Origin of the sequence: Pseudoalteromonas sp. SMS1 (genome assembly GCF_021530565.1) — a bacterium.
GTDB lineage: Bacteria > Pseudomonadota > Gammaproteobacteria > Enterobacterales > Alteromonadaceae > Pseudoalteromonas.
Map to the genome: position 1 here is coordinate 70542 of NZ_JAKGBI010000017.1, position 22148 is coordinate 92689.

12 protein-coding genes are annotated in these 22148 nt (G+C 46.8%); 7 read left to right on the forward strand and 5 right to left on the reverse strand.

Annotation, left to right across the window (positions count from 1 at the left end):
• Window positions 1–10 precede the first annotated feature (10 nt).
• The 6 genes from L1286_RS17490 to L1286_RS17515 all read left to right on the forward strand — a co-directional run bounded on the left by L1286_RS17490 (window position 11) and on the right by L1286_RS17515 (window position 14000).
• Entirely contained in the window at window positions 11–5602 is a 5592-nt protein-coding gene (locus L1286_RS17490) for a non-ribosomal peptide synthetase (RefSeq protein WP_235408328.1), read from the forward strand.
• Window positions 5599–9402, forward strand: a complete 3804-nt coding sequence (locus tag L1286_RS17495; protein WP_235408329.1) for a non-ribosomal peptide synthetase — start codon at window positions 5599–5601, stop codon at window positions 9400–9402. Before L1286_RS17490 ends, L1286_RS17495 begins: the two co-directional genes overlap by 4 nt.
• A gap of 194 nt (window positions 9403–9596) precedes the next feature.
• Entirely contained in the window at window positions 9597–11111 is a 1515-nt protein-coding gene (locus L1286_RS17500; protein WP_235408330.1) for a PepSY-associated TM helix domain-containing protein, read from the forward strand.
• Window positions 11111–11419 carry a hypothetical protein gene (locus L1286_RS17505; protein WP_235408331.1) on the forward strand — a complete coding sequence of 103 codons (309 nt, stop codon included), beginning with the start codon at window positions 11111–11113 and terminating at the stop codon, window positions 11417–11419. Before L1286_RS17500 ends, L1286_RS17505 begins: the two co-directional genes overlap by 1 nt.
• Window positions 11419–11691 carry a hypothetical protein gene (locus L1286_RS17510; protein WP_235408332.1) on the forward strand — a complete coding sequence of 91 codons (273 nt, stop codon included), beginning with the start codon at window positions 11419–11421 and terminating at the stop codon, window positions 11689–11691. The genes L1286_RS17505 and L1286_RS17510 overlap by 1 nt, the downstream gene beginning before the upstream one ends.
• A 203-nt stretch (window positions 11692–11894) precedes the next feature.
• Complete coding sequence (locus L1286_RS17515) at window positions 11895–14000, forward strand: TonB-dependent siderophore receptor (RefSeq protein ID WP_235408333.1); 2106 nt, start codon at window positions 11895–11897, stop codon at window positions 13998–14000.
• 232 nt (window positions 14001–14232) lie between these two features.
• On the opposite strand, the gene dhbA is transcribed toward L1286_RS17515, so the two are convergent.
• Genes dhbA through L1286_RS17540 form a run of 5 tightly spaced genes read right to left on the reverse strand, consistent with a single transcriptional unit; the run spans window position 14233 to window position 20009 of the window.
• Window positions 14233–14997: a 2,3-dihydro-2,3-dihydroxybenzoate dehydrogenase gene (gene dhbA, locus L1286_RS17520; protein WP_235408334.1), complete on the reverse strand. Its 765-nt coding sequence runs from the start codon at window positions 14995–14997 to the stop codon at window positions 14233–14235.
• Window positions 14998–15008: 11 nt separating this feature from the next.
• The gene (locus L1286_RS17525; RefSeq protein ID WP_235408335.1) at window positions 15009–16322 is read right to left on the reverse strand and encodes a condensation domain-containing protein; all 1314 of its coding nucleotides are present in this window, start codon (window positions 16320–16322) and stop codon (window positions 15009–15011) included.
• Window positions 16322–17188 carry an isochorismatase family protein gene (locus tag L1286_RS17530; RefSeq protein ID WP_235408336.1) on the reverse strand — a complete coding sequence of 289 codons (867 nt, stop codon included), beginning with the start codon at window positions 17186–17188 and terminating at the stop codon, window positions 16322–16324. The genes L1286_RS17525 and L1286_RS17530 overlap by 1 nt, the downstream gene beginning before the upstream one ends.
• 8 nt (window positions 17189–17196) lie before the next feature.
• Entirely contained in the window at window positions 17197–18798 is a 1602-nt protein-coding gene (locus L1286_RS17535; protein ID WP_235408337.1) for a (2,3-dihydroxybenzoyl)adenylate synthase, read from the reverse strand.
• 5 nt (window positions 18799–18803) lie between these two features.
• Window positions 18804–20009, reverse strand: coding sequence for an isochorismate synthase (locus tag L1286_RS17540; protein WP_235408338.1), 1206 nt, complete (start codon window positions 20007–20009; stop codon window positions 18804–18806).
• 358 nt (window positions 20010–20367) lie between these two features.
• On the opposite strand from L1286_RS17540, the gene L1286_RS17545 reads away from it, so the two are divergent.
• Window positions 20368–21993, forward strand: a complete 1626-nt coding sequence (locus L1286_RS17545) for a cyclic peptide export ABC transporter (RefSeq protein ID WP_235408339.1) — start codon at window positions 20368–20370, stop codon at window positions 21991–21993.
• Window positions 21994–22148: the final 155 nt, after the last annotated feature.

Consider the following 22148-nt stretch of genomic DNA (forward strand, 5'->3'; position numbering starts at 1 on the left):
AGAGATACACATGAACAACGACGATATTCTTGACGCACTGGCCGATGAATTAGACCTAGACTTACTTGGTGAACTATTTGCTGAGCAACCAGAAACACACAGCGAGATCCCTCGTCATGCGGATAATTTTGGCCACTTGTCATTTCAGCAGCAACGATTATGGTTGCAGCAACAGCTGACACCAGAGTCTATTTCCTACAATGTGCCCCGTGCTTACTACATTGAGACAGCGTTGGATTTAGCCAAGCTACAACAGGCCTTAAATGTATTAGTCCACACCCATCAGGCACTGGCGACACGTTTTAGCGATGACAATTCGCCAGTTCAGTACCTCGTCGACCATGCGCAAGTACCACTTATTGAATTGGCACTACCAGAGGCACAGCAAGTAGAATCAGCCGTAGAGGCATTATCGTCAGATGTAGTGAAAAACTGGTTTGCCCAGCCTTTTGACTTATCTCATGCCCCACTAATGCGTGCGGCTTGGCTAGCATTTAATAAAGGTGGGATCCTGCTTCTAGACAACCATCACATCGCCAGTGATGGCTGGTCGGCAAATTTGATTCTGCGTGACCTTGCTCGCGCCTACTTTGGTGAATATATTGCGCCAACGGCGCTAAGATATCTCGATTATGCCCAATGGCAACGAGGTGCGCTTGAGGCCGAAATGGGTCAAAAGGCCTGCGATTATTGGCGTGACTACGTCAATTTTGAGCCGCAACAACTCAATATACCGAAGGCGACACAAGAGGATGATGGCCGCTATGCCATTTTGGCAAAAACGCAGTTGCCGACTGAGGTAACCCAATCTTTGCGCGGAGTGTGCCAGCAATATAGCTTGACGCTGTCGTCGTTGGCGATGGCACTATACCAAGTTGTTTTATCTCGCTTTAGTGATACACAGCAGTTTTTATTAGGGGTGCCAACTGCGGCGAGAAACCACCCAGATATTAGTGAAATTGTCGGCTTTTTTGTGAACACACAGCTGTATAAAAATGAGGCTTTACCGGCGCGTTCATTAGTAGAGGCAGCACGCGCTGTACAGCAGCACACCTTGGCTGTAATTGATCATCAATTGGTGCCTTACGAATGGTTGGCAAGAGAGTTGGGGTGGCAGCAAACGGGAGAGCAAAGTCACTTCCAGGCCATGTACAATTTCTCAGAGTATCAACCAAGTAGCGATGGGCCGATGCCATTGCCGTTGACGCCGATCATTGTGGATCAATTCGAGGCCAAGTTTCCACTTTCATTGGAAGTGGTTGAGCAAGCCGATTCGATTTTGATTCAGTTTGAGGGCGACCCCAAGCACTATGAAGCAGAGGTACTAACCCATCTTCTAGAGAGTTTCTTAGTGTTGACTGAGAAATTGGCAGCGCAACCAGAACAAGCAATGGGTAACGTCTCCTTGGCTGTACAGCAACCCCTCGCCTCCGTTGAGCCAATGGCACCTGCGCAGAATTATCTAACCAGATTGACCGAGTGTTTTAGCGCACATGCCGAGCAAGTTGCGGTAATGGAGCCTCATGGTCACTCCCTGACTTATGGAGACTTGGATAAACGCAGTGCGCAGTTAGCGCATTACTTGAATTCGCAAGGGTTACAGGCCGAGCAAACCGTGGCACTGATGTTTAGCCGAGGCGTTGACATGCTAGTGGCGATGTTAGCGGTAATGCGTGCTGGGGGCACGTATGTGCCCGTTGATCCTAAGTTACCACAGTCACGCATAGACTATATTTTAGAGCACAGCGCGTCTTTGCTGGTGCTGCACAATACGCAAGTGGCGTTGACAGACAAGGTCGTGGCGATTAATACCGTGACACTTGCGCTAGATTCACAACCTGAGTCTGCGCCTGTCGTGAATATTCACGGGGCGCAATTGGCGTATGTGATTTATACCTCAGGCTCCACAGGCAAACCAAAAGGGGTGGCGATTAGCCATGAAAATCTCAGTAACTTTTTAGCCGCGATGCAAAATAAATTCACTCTGCAATCGAGTGATAAAGTGCTGGCCCTGACCTCATTGTCATTTGATATCTCTGGCCTTGAATTACATCTGCCACTTTATGCGGGCGCACAGGTGCTGGTTGCAGAACAGCAAAGTGATTTAAACGAATCAATATTGGCGGCAGTTTCTTTAATTCAAGCAACGCCGGCGGGTTGGCGGGCTCTAATGGCTGAAAACCTGATACAGCGTCCGGTACTTGGCCTGTGTGGCGGCGAAGCGCTGCCTGCGGAGCTTGCCGAGTCGCTGCTGGCCCATGATGTGACGCTTTGGAATATGTATGGGCCGACTGAAACAACGATCTGGTCGTCCTGCCAGCGTGTGGTTGATGGTCAAATACACCTCGGGGAAACCGTTCGCGCTACCCAGTTTTATGTCTTGGATGATGCGTTCAATCCTGTACCAAATGGGGTTGCCGGCGAGCTATACATCGCCGGTGCCGGTCTGGCGCGAGGTTATTTAAATCGTCCAGAACTCAGTGCTGAGCGCTTTGTGGCAAACCCCTTTTGCGATAACGGCAGTCGACTGTATCGCACCGGAGATTTGGTGAAATATAATGTGCAAGGCCACTTGGAGTACCTTGGTCGTACCGATCACCAAGTGAAAATTCGCGGCTTTAGAATTGAATTGGGTGAAATTGAGGCGCAGCTGTATCACCAATCGAATGTCACTGAGGCCGTGGTAATCGCTGAAGAACTACCAACCGGCACACGTTTGGTCGCGTATGTGGCAGGCAGCGACATTGAAAGTAGCACGCTGCAAACCCAGTTAGCGCAAGTACTTCCGCATTATATGGTGCCCAGTGTGATAGTGGTGCTCGAGGCATTGCCGCTGAATAACTCTGGTAAGATTGACCGTCATGCGCTACCTAAGGTACAAGACAGTCATCGTGAAGCCTTTGTCGCACCCGCTGACGAACAAGAGCAGCAATTAGCGGACATCTGGCAAACGGTCCTGAAGCAATCACCGATAGGGCGTGAAGATGACTTTTTTGCTCTTGGTGGCGACTCAATCATTGCATTGCAATTGGCCAGTCGCATCAGTGCGTCCTTAACGCTCAATTGCGCTGTTAAAGATATTTTTGATGCCCCCTCCGTGGCCGCTTTATCAGCACGATTAGCCTCGGCATCAGCCAATGTATTCCCGGTACTTGAGAAAGTAGACAGGCAACCTAGTTATGAGCTTGCTCCTGCACAGATGAGCTTGTGGTTGTCTGATCAGATGGTGCAAGAACAAGATAAACATGCCTTTAATATTTCAGGTGCCGTGACACTGCATGGCGACTTGGATATTGCCTTGTTGCAGCAGGCATTTTCACTGGTGGTTGCTCGTCATGCATCACTGCGTATGCGTTTTGAAGAGCATTTAGGCGAAGCCAGCATGCTTGTCGCTGATGAGGTTGAGTTTACGTTAGCCACCCATGACCTGTCACATCTTACGCAAACGCAGCGGAATGAGCACACGCAAACGTTACAAACAGAATTTGAAAATCAGCCGTTTAATTTAGCATCTGCGCCTCTACTACGTGCCATGGTGGTGAAACTCGCGGCGAGTGAGTTTCTATTGTCTGTCAGTATGCACCACATCATATCGGATGGTTGGTCGACGGGCGTGTTAATTGATGACTTAGGCAAGGCCTACCAAGCGCTGACAAGCCAACAGTCACCAAATTGGCAGCCACTAGAGATTGACTATGTTGATTATGCCCACTGGCAACAGGCTATGCAAAGCCAAGAAGCCGGTCAGTTGTTACGTGATTATTGGCGCGACCACCTCGCGGCGGCCCCAACAAATAGCGCCTTGCCAAACCATTATCCTCGTCCGGCACAGTTAAGTAATGAAGGCGGTTTGGTGGTTGGGTCTTTTGATGCAGATCAAACCAAGCGTTTAAAAGCATTTGCCAGTGAGCAGCGTCTTTCTCTCAATGCACTGTTGCTTTCTGGGTACTTTTTGTTCTTGCATGCCATCAATGACAAGCCAGATGTGATTGTGGGCAGTGACTTTGCTGGGCGTGAAAATCCGGCACTTGAAGCACTCATTGGTTTCTTTGTGCGGGTCTTGCCACAGCGAAGTAAGCTCGAAGAAGAATCTTTAGTTATTGATTTTATTAAGAAAACTCAAGACTTGTCACTGCAAGTAATGGCCCATCAAGCCTTGGGACTTGAGTCTCTCACTGAGTTGGTCGAGACACCGCGCATGAACAATATTCAGCCCCTGGTGCAGCAATTGTTTGTGATGCAAAACACGCCACAGCAACAGTGGCCAATGGCCGAAATTAGCCTAACACCGGTGGAGAGTTTAAGTACGATTAGCAGTAAATTTGATAGCGCGCTCTTCGTCATTGAGGCGGATGAGTTGCAATGCCAGTGGGTGTTTAGAAAACAGCTTTATAACCCAGAGATTATGCAGCAATGGTTGGGGCGTTGGCAGCAATGCGTGTTGCAACTCATAGAGATGAGCGAACAGCCTGTTCGCAATGTAATTTCGCCAATGATTCAGGAATTTAAAACTATGCAAAAAGCAGCCCGAGGAAATTCATTTTCAGGATTAAAAAAAGGTCTTAAAAAACGTGCAAAGGCACCAGCTGCACCGATAAAAACATACTTTTTACCCGAGACTGAGCAGTTTCCAATTCTCGTAGAGCCGACGTCCCCCGATCTTGACCCAATCAACTGGGCAAGCAATAACCGCGATGTGATAGACGGTTATTTACAACAATACGGTGGGATCATTTTTAGAAATTTCGCGCTTCAGTCGCCGCAAGAATTTGAGTCTTTTGCTGATGCCATTCAGCCGGGCCTCTATGGCCAATATGGCGACTTACCGAAAAAGGAAGGTGGTAAAAAAACCTATAAGTCGACACCTTATCCAGAGCGTCAGATGATCCTGTATCACAATGAAAGTTCCCATTTAGGTAAATGGCCACGCAAGCAGTGGTTCTTCTGTGAACTGCCTTCGAAGGTCGGTGGTGCAACGCCAATTGTGGATTGTCGTCGTATGCTCAAAGAGCTACCTGAAGAGCTGGTGGCAAAAATCAAAGAAAAAGAGCTGTTATACGTGCGTAATTTTATTCCAAACCTAGATGTGGCTTGGCAAGATTTTTATAAAACCGACGACAAAGCTGAGGTAGAAGCTCGTCTAACGGCAAGCAACACCGAGTTCCGTTGGTTGGACAATGGTGGCTTGCAAACACGCACTAAAACGCATGGTGTGATCAAACACCACTTAAGTGGTGAGGAATCTTTCTTTAATCAAGTGCAACTGCACCATGAGTCTTGTTTAGAGGCAAGTGTACGCGATGATCTTATCGAGATGGTTGGTCACGAATATTTGCCGCGCAACGTATTCTTTGGTGATGGGACGCCAATTAGTTACGAAGAAATGACGATCATTGGTGAAGCATATGAGCGCTGTGCGGTGAGATTTGATTGGCAAAAGGGCGATGTGGTGATGCTAGATAACATGCTGGCTGCCCATGCCCGTGACCCATATGAAGAACCACGTAAAATTGTGGTGGCTATGGGGGACATGGTATCTCAAGCGCAATTATCTGCGGCGAATGCTGAGCAGGCGAAAGCCAATCAGGAGTGTTTAGCATGATCGCTGAATACATTGAAGAATATCAGCAAGGGGTTGTACTGACGGCCAATCAGCAGTGTTTCACTGCTGATATTAACGCGTCACTACCACTTGTGCAGTTGCTGGTACCTTGTTCTGCGACGTATCAGCGTGTGCAAAGTTATGCTGACGAATTGGTGCTATCTCATATCAGTCTCGCTTCAAACTATCAACAAATCGCGGGCTTTAAAGGTTTGCGTGCTCTGCCGAGTGAAAGCGCAAAAATTGCGGTGGATAGCATTGAGTGGCCGCAATCGGGGATACCGAGTCTCGCTCAGTTGGCGTTATTATCTCCTGTGGATTTGGCACCGCAAAGTGGCTGCAACTTGCAGCTCACGTATGTGCAAACGAGCGAACAAAGCTTGCTGGCATTACGTGGTTTTGCAGGCGCTGTAGATTTGCCTTCCCTTGAGCTCATCGCGGCGATTATTAATGGCCAGCCAGATGATGAAGAAGCGCTTCAATTCCCAGATTTTGTTGCTTGGCAACAAGAGATGCAAAGTGAAGATGAAGGCTTGGCTGGACAAGCATTTTGGCAAAATTACTTGAGTGGTGATGTACCCTCCGCATTACAGCTGCCTTATAACATGGGGGCTGTCAGTGAAGGTGAACGCAGTGTTAGTCAAATACAGCACTCGGTCAACGCCAGTGTGTGGCAAGGGGTGAGCAGCTACGCCGAGACATTAGGTGTATCTGCGTCAAACCTGACGCAATACGCTTGGTGGTGGTTGATGGCGCGTTTGGCAACCACACCACGCTTTGTAACGGCGTTACACTACGATCCTCGTCAAGAAGATGAGGCGTTTGAGGGGGCCATTGGTCGCTACGCACAAGCATTGCCATTAATCGTTGAATATCAGCCTGAGCAGTCGCTAGAGAAATGGTTGAGCGATTTGAATGAACAGTGTGAGAACCACCGTCAATATGCACTGAGTGCGAACGAATCGCAATTGAATGCCGCATTGAGTGCAACAGATTATGTGCTGCCACTGCACGAATCTCAACCTGGCTGGCATACAGGACACAGTCAGCAATTAACGATTGCGATTTCTCAAAATGGCACGCTGACTTTAAGTTATGCTCAAGGCTGTTATTCCACAGCCGCGGTGACAAGCTTGCTGGCGCAATTGGAGCAAGTCCTCCATGTTATTGCCACGGGTAATGCTCAGCTCCCGTCTGCTGATATCAGTATTCTGAGTGACAGTCATAAATCTCAGTTGTTCGCTATGAATGGCACAGAACTGAGTGAGCAATTAGAGAGTGTGGTGCAGCGCGTGTATGGCTTTGCTCAGACTCAGCCAACTCATTCAGCATTGACAGACGAAATAGGCTCACTGAATTATGCAGCACTTTGGCAGCGAGTCGAGGAAGTAGCCAAAGGCTTATTGGCAGAGCAACCCGCGTCTTTGCAACCTGTTTTATTACTGCTTCCAAGAAGCACAGAGTTAATCGTTGCGATGCTGGCGAGCATGCGTGCAGGCTTTGGCTTTGTGCCTTTAGATCCCAGTTGGCCTCAGGCACGCATTGATAAAGTATTGGCGCAGTTTGATAATGCGGTGGTGATTGCTGCATCGACTGACTTGGGTGTCACGTTGGACGCATTGCAATCAGACCGTGATGTTGCGTTACCGGCACTTGAATCGATAGCAAGCAATTTGGCGTATACTATTTTTACGTCGGGTTCTACTGGCACTCCTAAAGGTGTTCGTATTGGTCAGCAGCAATTAAGTGCCTATTGTCATGCGTCGAGTGAAGCGTTGAATTTAGCGGCGCAGCAAAACTTTGCCCTAACCGCAACCGTGGCCGCCGACTTGGGTTATACCTGCTTGTTTAATGCCTTGTATTTGGGTAAGCAGCTATGTATTGCCAATGAGCAACAAAGCATGGACAGCGCGGCATTTACGGCCTTTTTACAGCAACACCAGATTGATTGTATCAAGATTGTCCCTTCTCATTTACAGGCGCTTTGCGATCTAAAAGCACTGCCTTACTTCCCGCAAAAGATAATTCTTGGCGGTGAAGCGTGTCCAAATACGTTTTTACGCTCGCTACAACAGTGGGCGCCTCACAGTGAGATTTATAATCACTATGGACCCAGTGAAGCCACTGTCGGTGTAATGTGCCATCGCTATCAGGTAGGTGATGGTGGCGTGGCGAAGTTGAGTCAAGTATTTACGGGTACTCAAACTTACATCTTGAGTCACACTGGGCAGGTGTGCAGTTATGGTGAAGTGGGTGAATTGTATATTGCGGGAGCACAGCTAAGTGAAGGTTATCTGGCTCAACCACAACACCCGGCATTTACAACACATGATGAATTGAATCAGCGCGTATATGCCACGGGTGATCTCGCGCGTTATATGCCAGACAATTCAGTGATGATTTTGGGGCGTAAAGATGATCAAGTTAAAGTACGCGGCTTTAGAGTTGAACTGGGTGAAGTGGCTAATAGCGTAGAGCAAGTTGCGGGCATCGAACATTGCTTGGTGATTGCCGATAAAGTCGATGGTCAGGTCACTTTGCAAGCTTATATTGTCGCTAACCAGTTTGCTGAGGGCGCACTCGATAGTGAGGCGACAGCAACGCTGCAAGTTGCCTTATCACAAAAGCTGCCCGAGGCGATGGTGCCGTCGGCATTTATGGTGGTGGCGCAGTGGCCGCGCTTGGGGAATGGCAAAGTTGACCGCAAGGCACTGCCTTCGTTTACAACCCAAGCCGTGGCGTATGAAGCGCCACAGGGTGATTTAGAGAGACGTTTGGCTACCATATTCGCAGAAGTCTTGGAGCTTTCGCAGGTAAGTCGAAGTGCCTCTTTCTTCCAGTTGGGTGGGCATTCTATTTCAGCGATTAAGTTGGTGAAACGCTGGGCGGACCGAGAAGCGGCACCATTACATTTTGATTTGGGCGTCCTATTCCAAGCACCCAGTGTGGCACAACTGGCGAAGGCTTTAACGAGCGGCGAGGCACAGGCAATTACACCATTGAATACACACAAAGCAGGTAACCGTCAGGTGATTTGTTTTCATGATGGCTTGGGACTTACTTTGAGTTACCGCGAATTGGCTGAGCAACTTGAAGCGAAAGTAAATTTGTTCGCCTTAGTACCCAGTAAAGTGGATCTTGAAGCGGCCGATTTTGACCAACTTGCAGCGCGCTATGCGGAAAAAATTACCGCGCAGTTTAGCGGTGAAAGTATTGAGCTATTGGGCTTTTCTATGGGCGGGCTTTTGGCGGCAAAAGTGGCGGTATTACTCGCAGCCACAGGTCAATCTGTGACGCATTTGTACTTGGCAGACTCTTGGATCCCCGCTGCCCAGCCACGTGTTGTGACGCAATTTGAAGCAGTGCATGAGTTCTTAACTTTGGTGGTTGATAATGGTGGTTCGGCTTGGTCAAGCCGAATTGATGCGCACTTCAAGCCTTTGTTGGAAAGTGCTGAACTTGAAGTCAATGCACTCACTGCGCAGTTAACGGCATTTTGGCAAGCCGAAAGTGCTCAGTTACCGCTGCCCTACAGTGCCATCGATGCGGCTCAATTGGCTGAGACGTTTGCGCATAGCGAGCGGCTTAAGGCACAGCGGGAAAGCGGCTGTACGTTACCCAGCTTACCGACAGGGCTAACTACCCAGGTATGGTGGTCTAGTGAGCGTCTGGCCAGTGACATTGCGTCTTATCGCAGCCATCTATCTTCAAACGGCGCGCAGTTAACCGAGCAACAGTTGGCCTGCCACCATCAACATGTGGTGCGTCACGCGCAGTTGGTTAAAGCGGTAATGCAGTAGGCACATGACTGGGTCGAATTGAGGGCCCTGGCAATAAAAAATAAATAGGGGCGTTGGGTAACTAACGCCCCATTTTCTGTTGTTTATCTTATTTGTTTAAATTTTCTTAAACTTGTTTCGTCGTTGCCAAAGTGGTGCATTTTTGGCGGCCTCATCGTTTCACTCGAGGTCGTAAAATAAACAGGAAGGAGTTTATGGACAAAAAAACGCTGACCCGATTAACCAAGCAGCATTCCGTTTTAGGTGCAATTAGCGCCTGCATTTTAACCATTGTTTTTGTTTGTGGCAGCTTACTTTTTTTCCGAGGTCAATTACTCAATTGGCAATTTGCTTGGCAACAAGATAACCAGTTAGAGCGCGCAATGTCTTGGCAAACTGCGGTGACGGACTTGACCGAAAAAGTCCCTGATTTTGTCAATCAACGTATCACACTCACCACAGATCCTCAGCATAATCACCTATTTCAAATCTATGTGGGTCACGATGACCGCTTGTTATATGACAATCAAACCCAACAGCTATTTGGTCAAGATACCGCGCAGCAAGCAGCGTCTGATTTTTTGTATTTCTGGCATATCAATTTCACCACGCACATTGGTACAGACATCATCGCGCTGGCCTGTATTTTCTTGATGATGGTCACCATTAGCGGCATATGGATCCGTTGGAAAGACCTCGTCAAGAAATTCCACCAATATCGTGCCAAAGGCAAGTCTCGTGATGTGTTTAAAGACAGCCATGTCTTGTTAGGGCTTGGCGTACTGTTGTTTATGTTGATGTATGGCTGGAGCAGTGCTTACTTTAATGTTGGCTACGAAATTAATGGGCCAGTATATCACGAGTATGCGAAAAAAAGTGGGGACAGTTACTGGGATGAGCTGGGTTTTCCACGCAAGCCAGAAAACTATGATATGGATGCAACACTAACAGCAGCACGGCTCAATCAAGTGATTTCTGATTATCAACAAGCTTATCCAGAGATGCGTATCGCCCGATTTGATATTTATCCACGGCCTTGGGTTCGCTTAAGGGTCAGTGGAGAATCGGATCGTAGCTTTGAATTTGTGACCGCTTTTTATGATGTAAAGGGTAATCTACTGTATGAACCTGAGCGTAAACCATTGAATGATGTGTACAATATTATGGTGCAACTCCATGAAGGGCACTTGTTAGGTAAATCCTCACACTTCCTTTATTTTGTACTCTCAATGATGGCCATCGCAGCGATGCTTATCGGTAATTTATATTGGTTGGCCATTCGTGAACCGAAGCGCTGCGGACAACCACTCTTTAAATTACAGCGTTTTTGTTTGGAGGCTGGCACCTGTGGCGCCTTATTAGCCGTGGCCTTGTTATTGGTATGCACGCGATTGTTTAGCCAAGGTGAGCCGCTCTTGGTCATGACAAATCAGCTTATTATCCTTTTAAGCATACTCGGATGTGGTTTTTTGACCTTGTACTTTAAACACTCGAAAGATTCTGCACATGCCGTGTTACAAGGCGCGGGTGTCCTGTTTTTACTCTTACCTTTGATCGACGTAATTCGTTTGGCGCTGGGCCATGAGTTATATAGCTTTGTTGGTCGAGATATTGTGACCGTTAACATCGCGTTTATTGCCTTGGCTTGTTTGAGTTTTGGTTTGGCGACGGTGGTTGTGCGCGTGTCTGACAAAGTGAAAAAACGCAGTATTGAATTGGAGCCAGCCTAATGATTGCGTGGTTTGGTTGCGTTTTAATTGGCTTTTTACTGTTTAGTCAGTCGAAATACTGGCCTTATGCTCAAGTACCGGTGGCGAATCGTCTTTTTACTTGGCTGAGTGCTAAGCACGTTTTGATTGTGAGTGTGGTGCTTTTGACGGTGATTTATTATGTGCAAATGGGGTTGATTGCTGCCGTATTTTTGGTGCTATTTGCATTGAGTATCGGTTTGTCTGTGGTGGTCATGATCGGCCATCATCGCGGTACTGCCCCGGTACTCATGTTACTGGCATTGGCTGCACTAGGAGGTGTTTTGTAATGCGCGTTTTAAACTTTGGCGTGATACTTGGACTCGTCGTCGGTTGGTTGTTGGTACGAGGTGGGATCTGGCTCAGCCTAGATCTCTTTGGTTTTGACTTTCACAGTGTGCTGACGATTTCTGAGCTGTTTAGCATCGTGATCATCGCGGGGGTCGCATTTCATTTTTCCATGTTGGGAGATTACAAGTCTCAAGTTGTGCTAGCAACCAAGTATTTAGCGCCAATGGGCGGGTTGTTTATTTTCTTATTTGGCATAAATACATGGGCCTAGTTTAATCGTTATCTTGTGAACATTAATATACTCATAATTATTGAAAATATAATAAGTTGTTGTTTTAATTGCAAATAAATCATTTCCTAAACTTTTGTAACTACAAAAGACACAAACGCGCTAAATTTTTAGAATATTGCATCGTCTGCCCTTCAGTAAATCAGCATTTTTATCTCGACTAGGATAAGGGAGTCAAACGGCGTATGAAGCAATATTCTACGATTGCAAAAGCGGTGTGTATTGGGCTACTAGCAAGTAGCTCTTCAGCGGTATTAGCAGATGATGCGAAATTAGATTTAGAACGTATTGAAGTAGTGGGTAAGCACCACCGTGACGTAGGCGCAACAGGCCTACCTCTGGCTATCGGTGACACACCACAGTCGATCTCGATTGTTGACAGTGAGTTTATGTCTTTCCATGATATTAACTCCGTGGGTGACGCACTGTCGCACAGTGCCGGTGTCTTTGCTGAAAACTCGTTGGCTAATCGTTCGCGTTTCGTATACTCACGTGGCTTTGAAATTAACCGTTACCTTATCGATGGGATGGGGGCTGGAAGCAGCCCGGTCAATAGTAACCTATTGGATACCAGTATTTTCCAGAGTGTTGAAGTGATCCGTGGCTCCACAGGGATGTTACAAGAAATTGGCCAGCCTTCTGGTACTGTTAACCTAGTGCAAAAACGCGCGTATAATACGACAGGTGGCTCCGTATCGGCAGAATATGGATCTTGGAACAAGCGTCGCGCTGAAGCTGACGTGAATGTTGCTTTAACAGAGGATGGTTCGGTACGTGCGCGCACCGTGCTTGTCTATGATGATGCAGAGTCATTTGTTGAGCGTTCAGGTTCACTACGCAAGGTACTATATGGCACACTCACCGCGGATTTGACCGATGACTTGCAAGTGTCGGTATTTACGAGTCATCAAAGTGATGACCTAGATGCAATGTCAAATGGTTTACCATATCGATTTATTACCGGTGAGCGTGTAACAGCAGGTATTGAACTGAATTTTTACCCTGACTGGGCAACCCAAAGCACAACTCAAGAAAACTTAATGGGTGAAGTTCGTTATCAGATCAATGATAAGTGGAATATCGTTGCACGTACACACAGATCGGAAATGGATGACGATCACTTGTATACAGACCTTGATTTTCACCTAGAGCGCAATGGTGATTACTTCCTCTACTTACGTGATAACAGACGTGATTACACTTCAGAACGCAGCGAGTTTAACGTTAATGGTCAATTTAGCCTATTTGGTCGTGACCATGATTTGAATTTTACGTTTGCAGACACTGAGTTTGAGGAGACGTATTGGAGTTATCGTCCAGTTGGTGGCGCGGGTGGGAATTTCTTTGCAGAACATGCTCAGGAACCTGCGCAAGCGAAACCGGCAAAGCCTGCATTCGACTACGACAATGGTGCGTTAACGCACAGTCAACTTGAATCACAAAGCATGCGTTTGGCATTGAATTTAAACGTGTCAGATAGTTTGAATTTCCTAGTTGGTGCAAACTACAAAGATATTCAAGCGCAAGGCGTATCACGCAACGTAGAGAGTAAACGAGAATTCTCGGATACTAACTACTACTTTGGAGGCGTGTATCGTTTCAACGAGCAAACAATGGTGTATGCGAGTTATACGGATATCTCTGATCAGCCTGCGCACTACGACAAAAACAACCAGTTGCTAGATTCACCCGTGGGAAAAAATAAAGAAATCGGTGTGAGATATGCAACCCAAGATGATGCATTTACAGTCGATGTGGCTTATTTTGACATTAGTCAGGATAACTACCCAGTGCGTGTTGCTGCCCAAGATGACTCTGGCGAGATTTACTATGTCGGTCAAAGTGGGATTGAATCAAAAGGTTATGAAGTTGAAGTCACAGGCCATATTACAGAGCAGTGGTTTGCTTCGGCATCTTATGCCGATATTGACGTATCTAATCCAAACTCTTTGATTGATAGAACCATTATTATCCAGCCAAAAGAAGTCTTTAAATTCAGCTCTTTCTATGACTTTGAAGAGGGGTTACAAGGTTTACGTATTGGTGGTTACTTAACGTATGCTGGCGACCGTAAAGGCTTCAATGGCCTTGGTCGTGGCACAGAGTATTTTGATGTGAGTTCGAATACGCTACTGGGTTTCTCTGCATACTATGAGTTCAACGATGCGCTCAGCGCTAAGTTCAATATTCATAACCTGCTAGACAAACAGTACGATGCTAAGATTGCATTCTTAACGGTTCGCCCAGGTGACCCACGCAATTACTCACTACAGTTAACGTATTCATTCTAATACGCGATATAAGTGCCTAAAGGCAGGCACTTAGCAGTGTATATTCGCAGCACAAAGCCCCACACCTGTGGGGCTTTTTTGTGCATGGAGTGCGATAAGGATTTGTTGCCAGGATTGGCTGCGCTAACGAGGGATAGTAGAGAGATAAAGTGAAGAAAAAAGCCACCCGCTAAGGGAAGGCGGCTTTGCGTTGTGTGGTCAAATCAATAACACTGAACGAGGTGATCAGTGCTTAAAATGTTGCACCGCCATCAATGGTCAACACTTGCATCGTGGTATGTGACGAGAGGGAGGATGCTAAGAAGATTGCACTGTGCGCAATTTCTTCGGGCGTGGCGATTTTTTTGAGGGGAATACCTAACTTATATTGCTCTGCAAACCCATCAATGACGCGCTGTGCACCTTGGTCGTCTTGCCACATGCCGGTTTGCATGGGCGTTAACGTTGAGCCCGGTGCAATGACGTTGCAGCGTATCCCAAAATTGGCCCATTCAATGCCAGCAGTCAATGTTAACTGCGTTGCGGCAGCTTTAGAGGCACAGTAAGCACCCATGTTCTGGCGGGGGGTGTCAGCGGCATTGGACCCTATTGTTACTAAGCTGCCTTTGCGCTGTTGTTTAAAATGGGCACCACAGTGTTTGATAAAGGCAAACAGACTGGCTGCGTTGACGTTGTGGCAGTGTTGCCACTGTGAGAGACTCAGTGCTTCCAGTTCACCCATTTCGAGTACGCCGGCAACATAGATCAAATTGTAAGGCGCTAGGCGTTGTTCAATGAGCTCTGCCAATATGTGTTCAACCTGTTCGGGTTGAGATAGGTCACACACCACTTGTTGATAGAGGACATCAGGTTCGCTGAATTGGCGGTCAAAGCCAATGACTTTTGCGCCAAGGGCAGTGAAATGTTTTGCGACGGCCAGACCAATCCCTTGTCCAACCCCAGTCACCCAGACAATCTTGTCACGGTATTCGGCATGCAAAGTCTGTTCAAATTGCATCAACGTACTCCTTAGGAATAGGTTTGGCGGAGTAACTCAGCAACTTTGCTGAGTGTTAGTTTTGGCTGCGAGGCCCAAATTTCAGCAGCGGCGAAAATACGTGCCTGAATATGCTGAGTATGCGCATCATCATACCGGGCGATGTTGCAATCGAAGTCGACTGTCGCGGGCTTGTCCGCTAACAAGTGGATTTGAAGCATGATATCGTCCGTCGTGCCAGCGCTCAGAATATGGCTAACCGTTTCTATGCCAGCATATTTTGGCGCATTGGCAAAGGGCAGGAGGTTGATTGTTGGGCCGATGATGTTTAACGACTTCCCTTGTTTCTGGCGGTCTCTCTTGAGTGACTCAACACGGTAATTTTGCAGCTTCTTAAGAGCTTTAATTTGGTGATTAATGTGTGTTGCTGCGTCACTTAAATTTGTCGTGTCTGAAAACACCAAAGGCAGTGGCAAGACATTACTTTGCACGCAGGGACAATTCAGCTCTGGCAGGGCTTGGCGATTCATCATTACCAGCCCCAACGTGACATGATAATGCTGATATTGCGCAACTAGTGAGGCTGCAATGGCGGCGAGCAATATCTCGCTGCTGGTGGTCTGAGTGACTTGTGCGGCGGATTGAATGGTGTGCCATACTGATTGCTTAAACCGTGTGGTAAGACGCTTGTTAGGCGCCGCAACATCGGCTTTTGAGGTGCTGTATGAGTTTATTTCAGGCACTTCATCCAGCCACTGGTTCAGTGTCTCTTTGGCTGCATTTTGTTGCGCTAAGAAAGCGTCACTATGATGTAAGTCAAGCAGTTGCTGTTGCTGCGTAAAGCGTAATTGAGGTAAGGGTTTACCTTTGCTCAAAGCGTTATAACAGCGATTAAGCGATTGCGAAAATAACCCAAACCCATAACCATCAAGCAATAAATGATGGGCCACAATTAGCAAGTAGTCTTGAACAGGTGCACGCAGTAAAAACAACTTCATAAGTGGCTCTTGGCTCAGCTTAAAAGGTGTCGCCAAATAGGACTGCGCAAAGTTTTGTGCAAAGGTCAGGACGTCATCAGGATCGCTTTCGAGTGTGTGACTAATGATTTCAGGGACCGTGTCATTCGGGAGCAGTTGCGGCGTGTAGTCGTCACTGCGCACAAATCGACAAGCAAGCGTATCGCTTGCCTGCCAAACATGTTGCAATGATTGTTGTAGCCAGCTTGCCGAGACTTTACCTTTAAACTCAATACACTCGGCAACGTTGAACAGCTCACCTCGACCACTGATGGTATCGAGCAGCCACATAGCATGCTGCGAATCAGTAAGTGGGAGAGAGGTTTGCATCAGTCTTCCTTACGTTCTTCTAGTAGCTCTACCCAAGCTGCTAATGTTGGGATCTGCGCGAGCTCAATAAAGTTGGTTTCAATGCCTTGCTGCTGCCACAACGCGATCAGGTTCATCACTTGTACTGAGTCGAGTCCGTAGTCGATGAGACTTTCGTGCTCATCAAATTCGTCTTCTTCACAATCGATCAACGTAAGAATGTGCGATTTAAGCCCTTCTAAAGAGGTAAGATCTTGTGTCTGTGTGCCTAAAATCTCAGACATAGCAACCACTTTACCGCAACGCTTCGCGACGAAGTTCAGGGCCATCATATGTTCTTCTTTGCTGAAGTCAGCAATGGCATCGGCAACTAAAAATGGTTCAATATCACGCATAAATGCATCAACGGCTGTGGTCATAACACCAATATGGCCATAGATCCCAACAATTAATAATTGATCGCGTTGCTGCGCTTGCAGTTGTTGCTCAAAATCACATTTTTGAAATGCGCTGTAACGCCATTTTGTGAGTACCACATCTTTTTCTGTCGGAACTAAGGCATCGACGATTGGTTGCTGGGCTGGATCTTGCAAGCCCGGTCCCCACATATCAGACAGTAAGCCACGTTCATGTTTACCTTGTTTGATTGGCTGAGCGGTGTAATAAACGGGAATGTCATGCTCGTAGCAGTACGCTTTAAGCGCTTGAATATTTTGGATCATGGTTTCGATCAATGGATTGTCTTCACCATAAAAGCCCACAAAGTAGTGTTGTACATCGTGGATCAGCAGTGCCGCGCGTGCGGGATCGAGTGCCCAGTCAACGCGATTCTCTGGCAACTCTGCGTCACGTGGCAGTGGGTAATGGTTTAACTTTGGAATACTCATGTTGTTCTCTATTGTTCGAAAGTGGCACGCAAGGCTTTTTTATTTACTTTGCCCACGGCAGTTAACGGGAGTTGTTCTATAAATTTAAATTTGTCTGGCACTTTATAGTCAGCAATACCCAGTTGGCGAAGGTATTTACGTAAAATCAGCGTGGTAAGCTTAGTACCTTGGTCTGCAACTACAAAGGCACAGCTTTTTTCGCCAAGGGCTTCGTCAGGCATAGATACAATGGCGACCTGCTGAATATGGTCGTGGCCAAGTAAGTGGTTCTCGACTTCTTCGGCCGCGATTTTTTCACCACCACGGTTGATCTGATCTTTGTCTCGCCCTTCGACAATAAGGTGTCCCGATGGCAGTTGTTTAACAATGTCTCCAGAGCTGTAAAACCCATCTGTATCAAACGCACTGGCGTTATGTGTTGGAGATTTATAGTAACCTCGGAAAGTATAAGGGCCACGGGTCATTAATCGTCCTGACTCGCCTTGCGGTACAAGATCGCCGTGCTCATCGACAATTTTTATTTCGTCAAGATCACTGATCGGGCGACCTTGGGTTGTTAGGATCAGCTCTTGATCGTCATCATATCGGGTATAATTGACTAACCCCTCAGCCATGCCAAAAACTTGTTGTAGTTGGCAACCTAATACGGGGGTTACTTGCTCGGCGACACTGCGACTGAGTTTTGCCCCCCCAACTTGGATCACTTGTAAGCTCGAGAGATCGGTATCAGCAGTGCTAGCATGCTGAAGCCACAGCTGCAATGCGGGTGGTACTAAGGCACTGTGTGTAATGGCAAAACGTTCAATAAGTGGGAAGCAGACTGTCGGGCTTGGATCATTGGCCAAAATCACCGTACCTCCTGCGATGAATACCCCCAAAGCACCAGGTGAACTAAGTGGGAAATTATGTGGCGCAGGCAATGCACACAAGTAACGTGTCTCGCCATTGAGTTCACAGATCTCTTTACTTGCCACGACGGAATAAAGGTAATCATTGTGTGTACGCGGGATCAATTTCGGCGTGCCTGTGCTACCACCAGATAACTGAAAGAACGCGACATCCTCAGGGTTCAGATCGCGGACAGTGAAAGCATGTTTATTCAAATAGCCCTGTTTGAGTTCGCTGTTCCCCTTGCTGTGATCGGTTATGATCTTGCTTAAACATGAGAAGCGGTTAAACAACTCTTGAGTAAATTGTTCATCCCCAAAAAGCGCATGTGCAGATGAGACCAGCATCGCTTTCGGTTGCAATATTTCACAGTAACTTTGCAGTTCAGTACGCTGATGATTAAACAAAGCGCATACTGGCGCAACACCCAGCTTGAGCAAGGCAAAGTATGTGATATAAAACTCAAGGCTATTGGGGAGTTGCACGATAGCGGTATCGCCATGTGTTAGACCTTGCGCAGCGAGGTATCCCGCTAAGTTATCACTGTAAGTGTTGAGTTCGGCATAGGTCATTTGGCGCTGCCCATCGGCAACGGCGATGCCCTGACTATTGCTGTCCAATTGATCAGCCAAAATGCAGGTCAATAGTTTATCTTGCCAATAGCCTTTGGCGCGGTATTGTTCTGCCAGTTCAGCTGGCCAAGGTGTATATTCGATGCTCATATTTTTTACTTGTTAAAACTGGAATAAGCTTGCTGTACCGAGAGGGCATTCAGCATCGTTTTTAGTTTGGCTTCAGTTTCTAGCCATTCAGATTTTGGATCGGATGCGGCAACGATGCCTGCACCTGCAAATAAGCGAGCGACCTGTGCTTTGAGTTCACCACAGCGGATCACCACTACCCATTCTCCATTCCCGTGTTGATCGCACCAACCAATGATCCCAGAGAAAAGCCCGCGATCATGACCTTCGAGATCGAGGATGTGCTGATAGGCAGGTTGAGTGGGTTTACCGCACAAGGCGGGTGTTGGGTGTAATTGATTTGCCAGATCCAGAATATGGGTGTCTGGATCTTTTAAATGACCAGAGATCACGGTCGATAAATGCCACATGGTCGCTGTACTCAGCAGATCTGGTTCTGCTGGGATCTGTAAATTATCACACACAGGTTCCAATAGCTGCCGCATATCGTCGATCACGACGGCGTGTTCATACCGATCTTTTTTAGAACTGAATAAAACAGATCGGCGTTGTGCTTCCACTTTTTCGCACCGATCACGCGGGATCGAGCCTGCCAAAGGGTTACTGGTCACGGTTTGATCTTGCTTTCTGAGTAATAATTCTGGGCTAACGCCCATTAACACGGCGTCATCTTGTGTTGGAAAAGCAAAGTGATAACCCGACTGGCTTTGCTGTAAAAGCTGGTTGAGTACATGTTTGCGATTGAGTGGTTTTGAAAACTCTAAGTCAACTTGCTTACTCAACACAATTTTTTCTAGCTGCTTGCTGTCGAATAACGACTTTGCGTCTTGAACCGTTTGTTCAAAGTGGCTGCGGTCTTGGAGGTAGCGCACCGCTTGAAGCGCGTTGTTGGACGTATCTAGCTCGGGAACTTGGGCATTGAGCCATTGGCTAAAAACACTTTTATCCCAACGTGCCACAGTGTTTGGAATGATGAACTGGGCATTTTGGAGTTTACAAAAAGGAAGTACGCCAAAGGCAATGGCATTGTCACTGTCTCCTTGGTGTTCACGCAATTGTGACTGAAGTTCTTCAACTAAGTACTCAGTGTTGGCAATGGGGATATTAAAACGATGTTTGATACCATGACCCAGCAAACAGCTATCGCCAGAGACAAAAAGACAATCCTGATCTAATAAAAATTCGCCCAAAGACTGAGCTTGCGCTAAGTTGGATATTTCGCCAGCATGCATAATTTAACCTTTTTGCGTTGTCATACGACTGCTGCAATAAATGCGGTCAGTCCTCGATGTGTGTTCAAGACGTGTCAATATCAAAAAGATTTAGTGCTACGGACGATTGTTATATTTTGTACATGTGAATGTCGCGACACACAATACTGAGCAGCCGTAGATTAAACGTCGTATCAGGTGCTGTTTAAGCGGGGTAAAAGGCGATAAGTCTATCTAGAATTGATAGTACGTAATTGACTGAAACCAAATTGCTTGAAATGGATATGCTGCCCATAAAAGCGCATCAGATTATGAATTTTTTTGCACGGCTCTCGTCCTGTATCTAGTCCTATTCTTAAATAACTAAAAGAGAAGTAACGTGCTTGCTAATCTAATTCGTGCCACATGGTGGCGCTTTATTGCAACTGCCGCCACCAGCACCTTGTTCGGCCTAACAAGTGTGGCGTTGGTTGCGCTGATCAATGAAATCATCAATAGCTCGGCGGATGCGCGTTCTGAGCAATTTACCTATTTTGCTATACTGGCAATTACAGGCGTGATTTTACAGCTTTGTTCAAAGGTCTTTGCCGAGCAACTCACTGAACAAAGTCAGGCAACGGTCAGGAACCAAGTTGCAGAGCATGTTGTTAATGCTGAGTTCAATGATGTCGAAGCGCAAGGTGCTGGTAAAATAAAGTCTTGTTTGACTGAACATAGCTTACGCGTCTCCGAGTTTTTCCAGCGCTTACCGGGCATATTGACCAATGCAATGATTGTGCTAGGTAGCTTTGCTTACATGGCTTGGTTAGATTGGCGTGTGTTTATCTTTGCGGTATTGACCCTGATTGTTGGCTCTGTCGGTTACAGCTTAGCCAATGCCACGGCATTTAAAAAAGTCACCGAGGCCGCGCGTATTCAGGATACGCTTTATAGCCAATTTGACTCCATTTATGATGGGGCAAAAGAGTTGAAGTTGCACAAATCTAAACGCCGGATTTTTGTAGAGCAAGTCATCGGCGATACGATTACACGTTTACGTACACGCCGAGTGCAAGGTGCCACAATTTATCATTATGCTGCCTCTTGGGGTGGGTTCAGTATTTTTGCATTTATTGGTGGTGCGCTTTACTTCCTTTCTGGACAAGGTAGCGAGGCAACCAAGGTGATGTCTGGTTTTGCTCTATTGTTCTTATATATGCTTACGCCGTTGGAAGTGATGTTAGCTGCGATTCCCAAAGCGGCAGCGGCAAAAGCATCGGCGAATACCATTACTGAAATGACAACTGAAATGCACCGTATTGCACAGACATCTCAAACAGCACTTACGGACTTTGATCACATTGAACTCAAAGCACTCAGTCATGGTTATTACCACGAGCAAAGCGATGAAGTCTTTGCATTAACACCGATAGATCTGGCGTTAAATCGAGGGGAAATCATATATTTGGTTGGTGGCAATGGCAGTGGAAAAACGACCTTTGCGAAACTTTTATGCGGCTTATACCCTGCCAAAGAAGGGGAGTTGTATGTGGATGGTAAACACATCACTGCGGCACAATTAGACAGTTATCGCCAACTATTTAGTGCCGTATTCAGTGACTTTCATCTATTTGACAGATTACTTGATTGCCAAGATAAGGTGTTACAAGAAAAGGGCAATGCGCTAATTAAAAAGCTCAATCTGCATCATAAGGTGGCGATAAAGGAGGGGGCATTCACCACCCAGAAGTTATCTCAAGGGCAGCGCAAGCGTCTAGCACTGGTGGTGACGTATTTAGAAGATAGGCCATTCTATATCTTTGATGAGTGGGCGGCGGATCAGGATCCGGTATTTAAGGATGTATTCTATAAAGAGCTGCTTCCGGAGCTCAGTGCTAAAGGGAAAACCATCTTTGTCATCACGCACGACGACAAATACTTCCACCTTGCGGATAGACTGTTACGCATGGAAAATGGTTGTTTAACCGAATGCACGCATCACCTTGCAGGTAAATTGGTGAGCTAGTTTAAGGGTGAGCAGTCACTGACGCAGAGGCGATAACCCATCGTTTCTGTGTCAGCCAGCCTCACTAAATTATTGTTCTTGTTCTTATAATGCAACTACACAAAACCTTACTTTTCTCTAAGCTTGTTTTCAAATCACTCATTACCTCTGATTTA

Excerpts from the sequence above, each read along its gene's own strand:
- L1286_RS17490 (WP_235408328.1), top strand. The coding sequence starts at position 11 with ATGAACAACGACGATATTCTTGACGCACTGGCCGATGAATTAGACCTA.
- L1286_RS17495 (WP_235408329.1), top strand. The coding sequence starts at position 5,599 with ATGATCGCTGAATACATTGAAGAATATCAGCAAGGGGTTGTACTGACG.
- L1286_RS17500 (WP_235408330.1), top strand. The coding sequence starts at position 9,597 with ATGGACAAAAAAACGCTGACCCGATTAACCAAGCAGCATTCCGTTTTA.
- L1286_RS17505 (WP_235408331.1), top strand. The coding sequence starts at position 11,111 with ATGATTGCGTGGTTTGGTTGCGTTTTAATTGGCTTTTTACTGTTTAGT.
- L1286_RS17510 (WP_235408332.1), top strand. The coding sequence starts at position 11,419 with ATGCGCGTTTTAAACTTTGGCGTGATACTTGGACTCGTCGTCGGTTGG.
- L1286_RS17515 (WP_235408333.1), top strand. The coding sequence starts at position 11,895 with ATGAAGCAATATTCTACGATTGCAAAAGCGGTGTGTATTGGGCTACTA.
- dhbA (WP_235408334.1), bottom strand. The coding sequence starts at position 14,997 with ATGCAATTTGAACAGACTTTGCATGCCGAATACCGTGACAAGATTGTC.
- L1286_RS17525 (WP_235408335.1), bottom strand. The coding sequence starts at position 16,322 with ATGCAAACCTCTCTCCCACTTACTGATTCGCAGCATGCTATGTGGCTG.
- L1286_RS17530 (WP_235408336.1), bottom strand. The coding sequence starts at position 17,188 with ATGAGTATTCCAAAGTTAAACCATTACCCACTGCCACGTGACGCAGAG.
- L1286_RS17535 (WP_235408337.1), bottom strand. The coding sequence starts at position 18,798 with ATGAGCATCGAATATACACCTTGGCCAGCTGAACTGGCAGAACAATAC.
- L1286_RS17540 (WP_235408338.1), bottom strand. The coding sequence starts at position 20,009 with ATGCATGCTGGCGAAATATCCAACTTAGCGCAAGCTCAGTCTTTGGGC.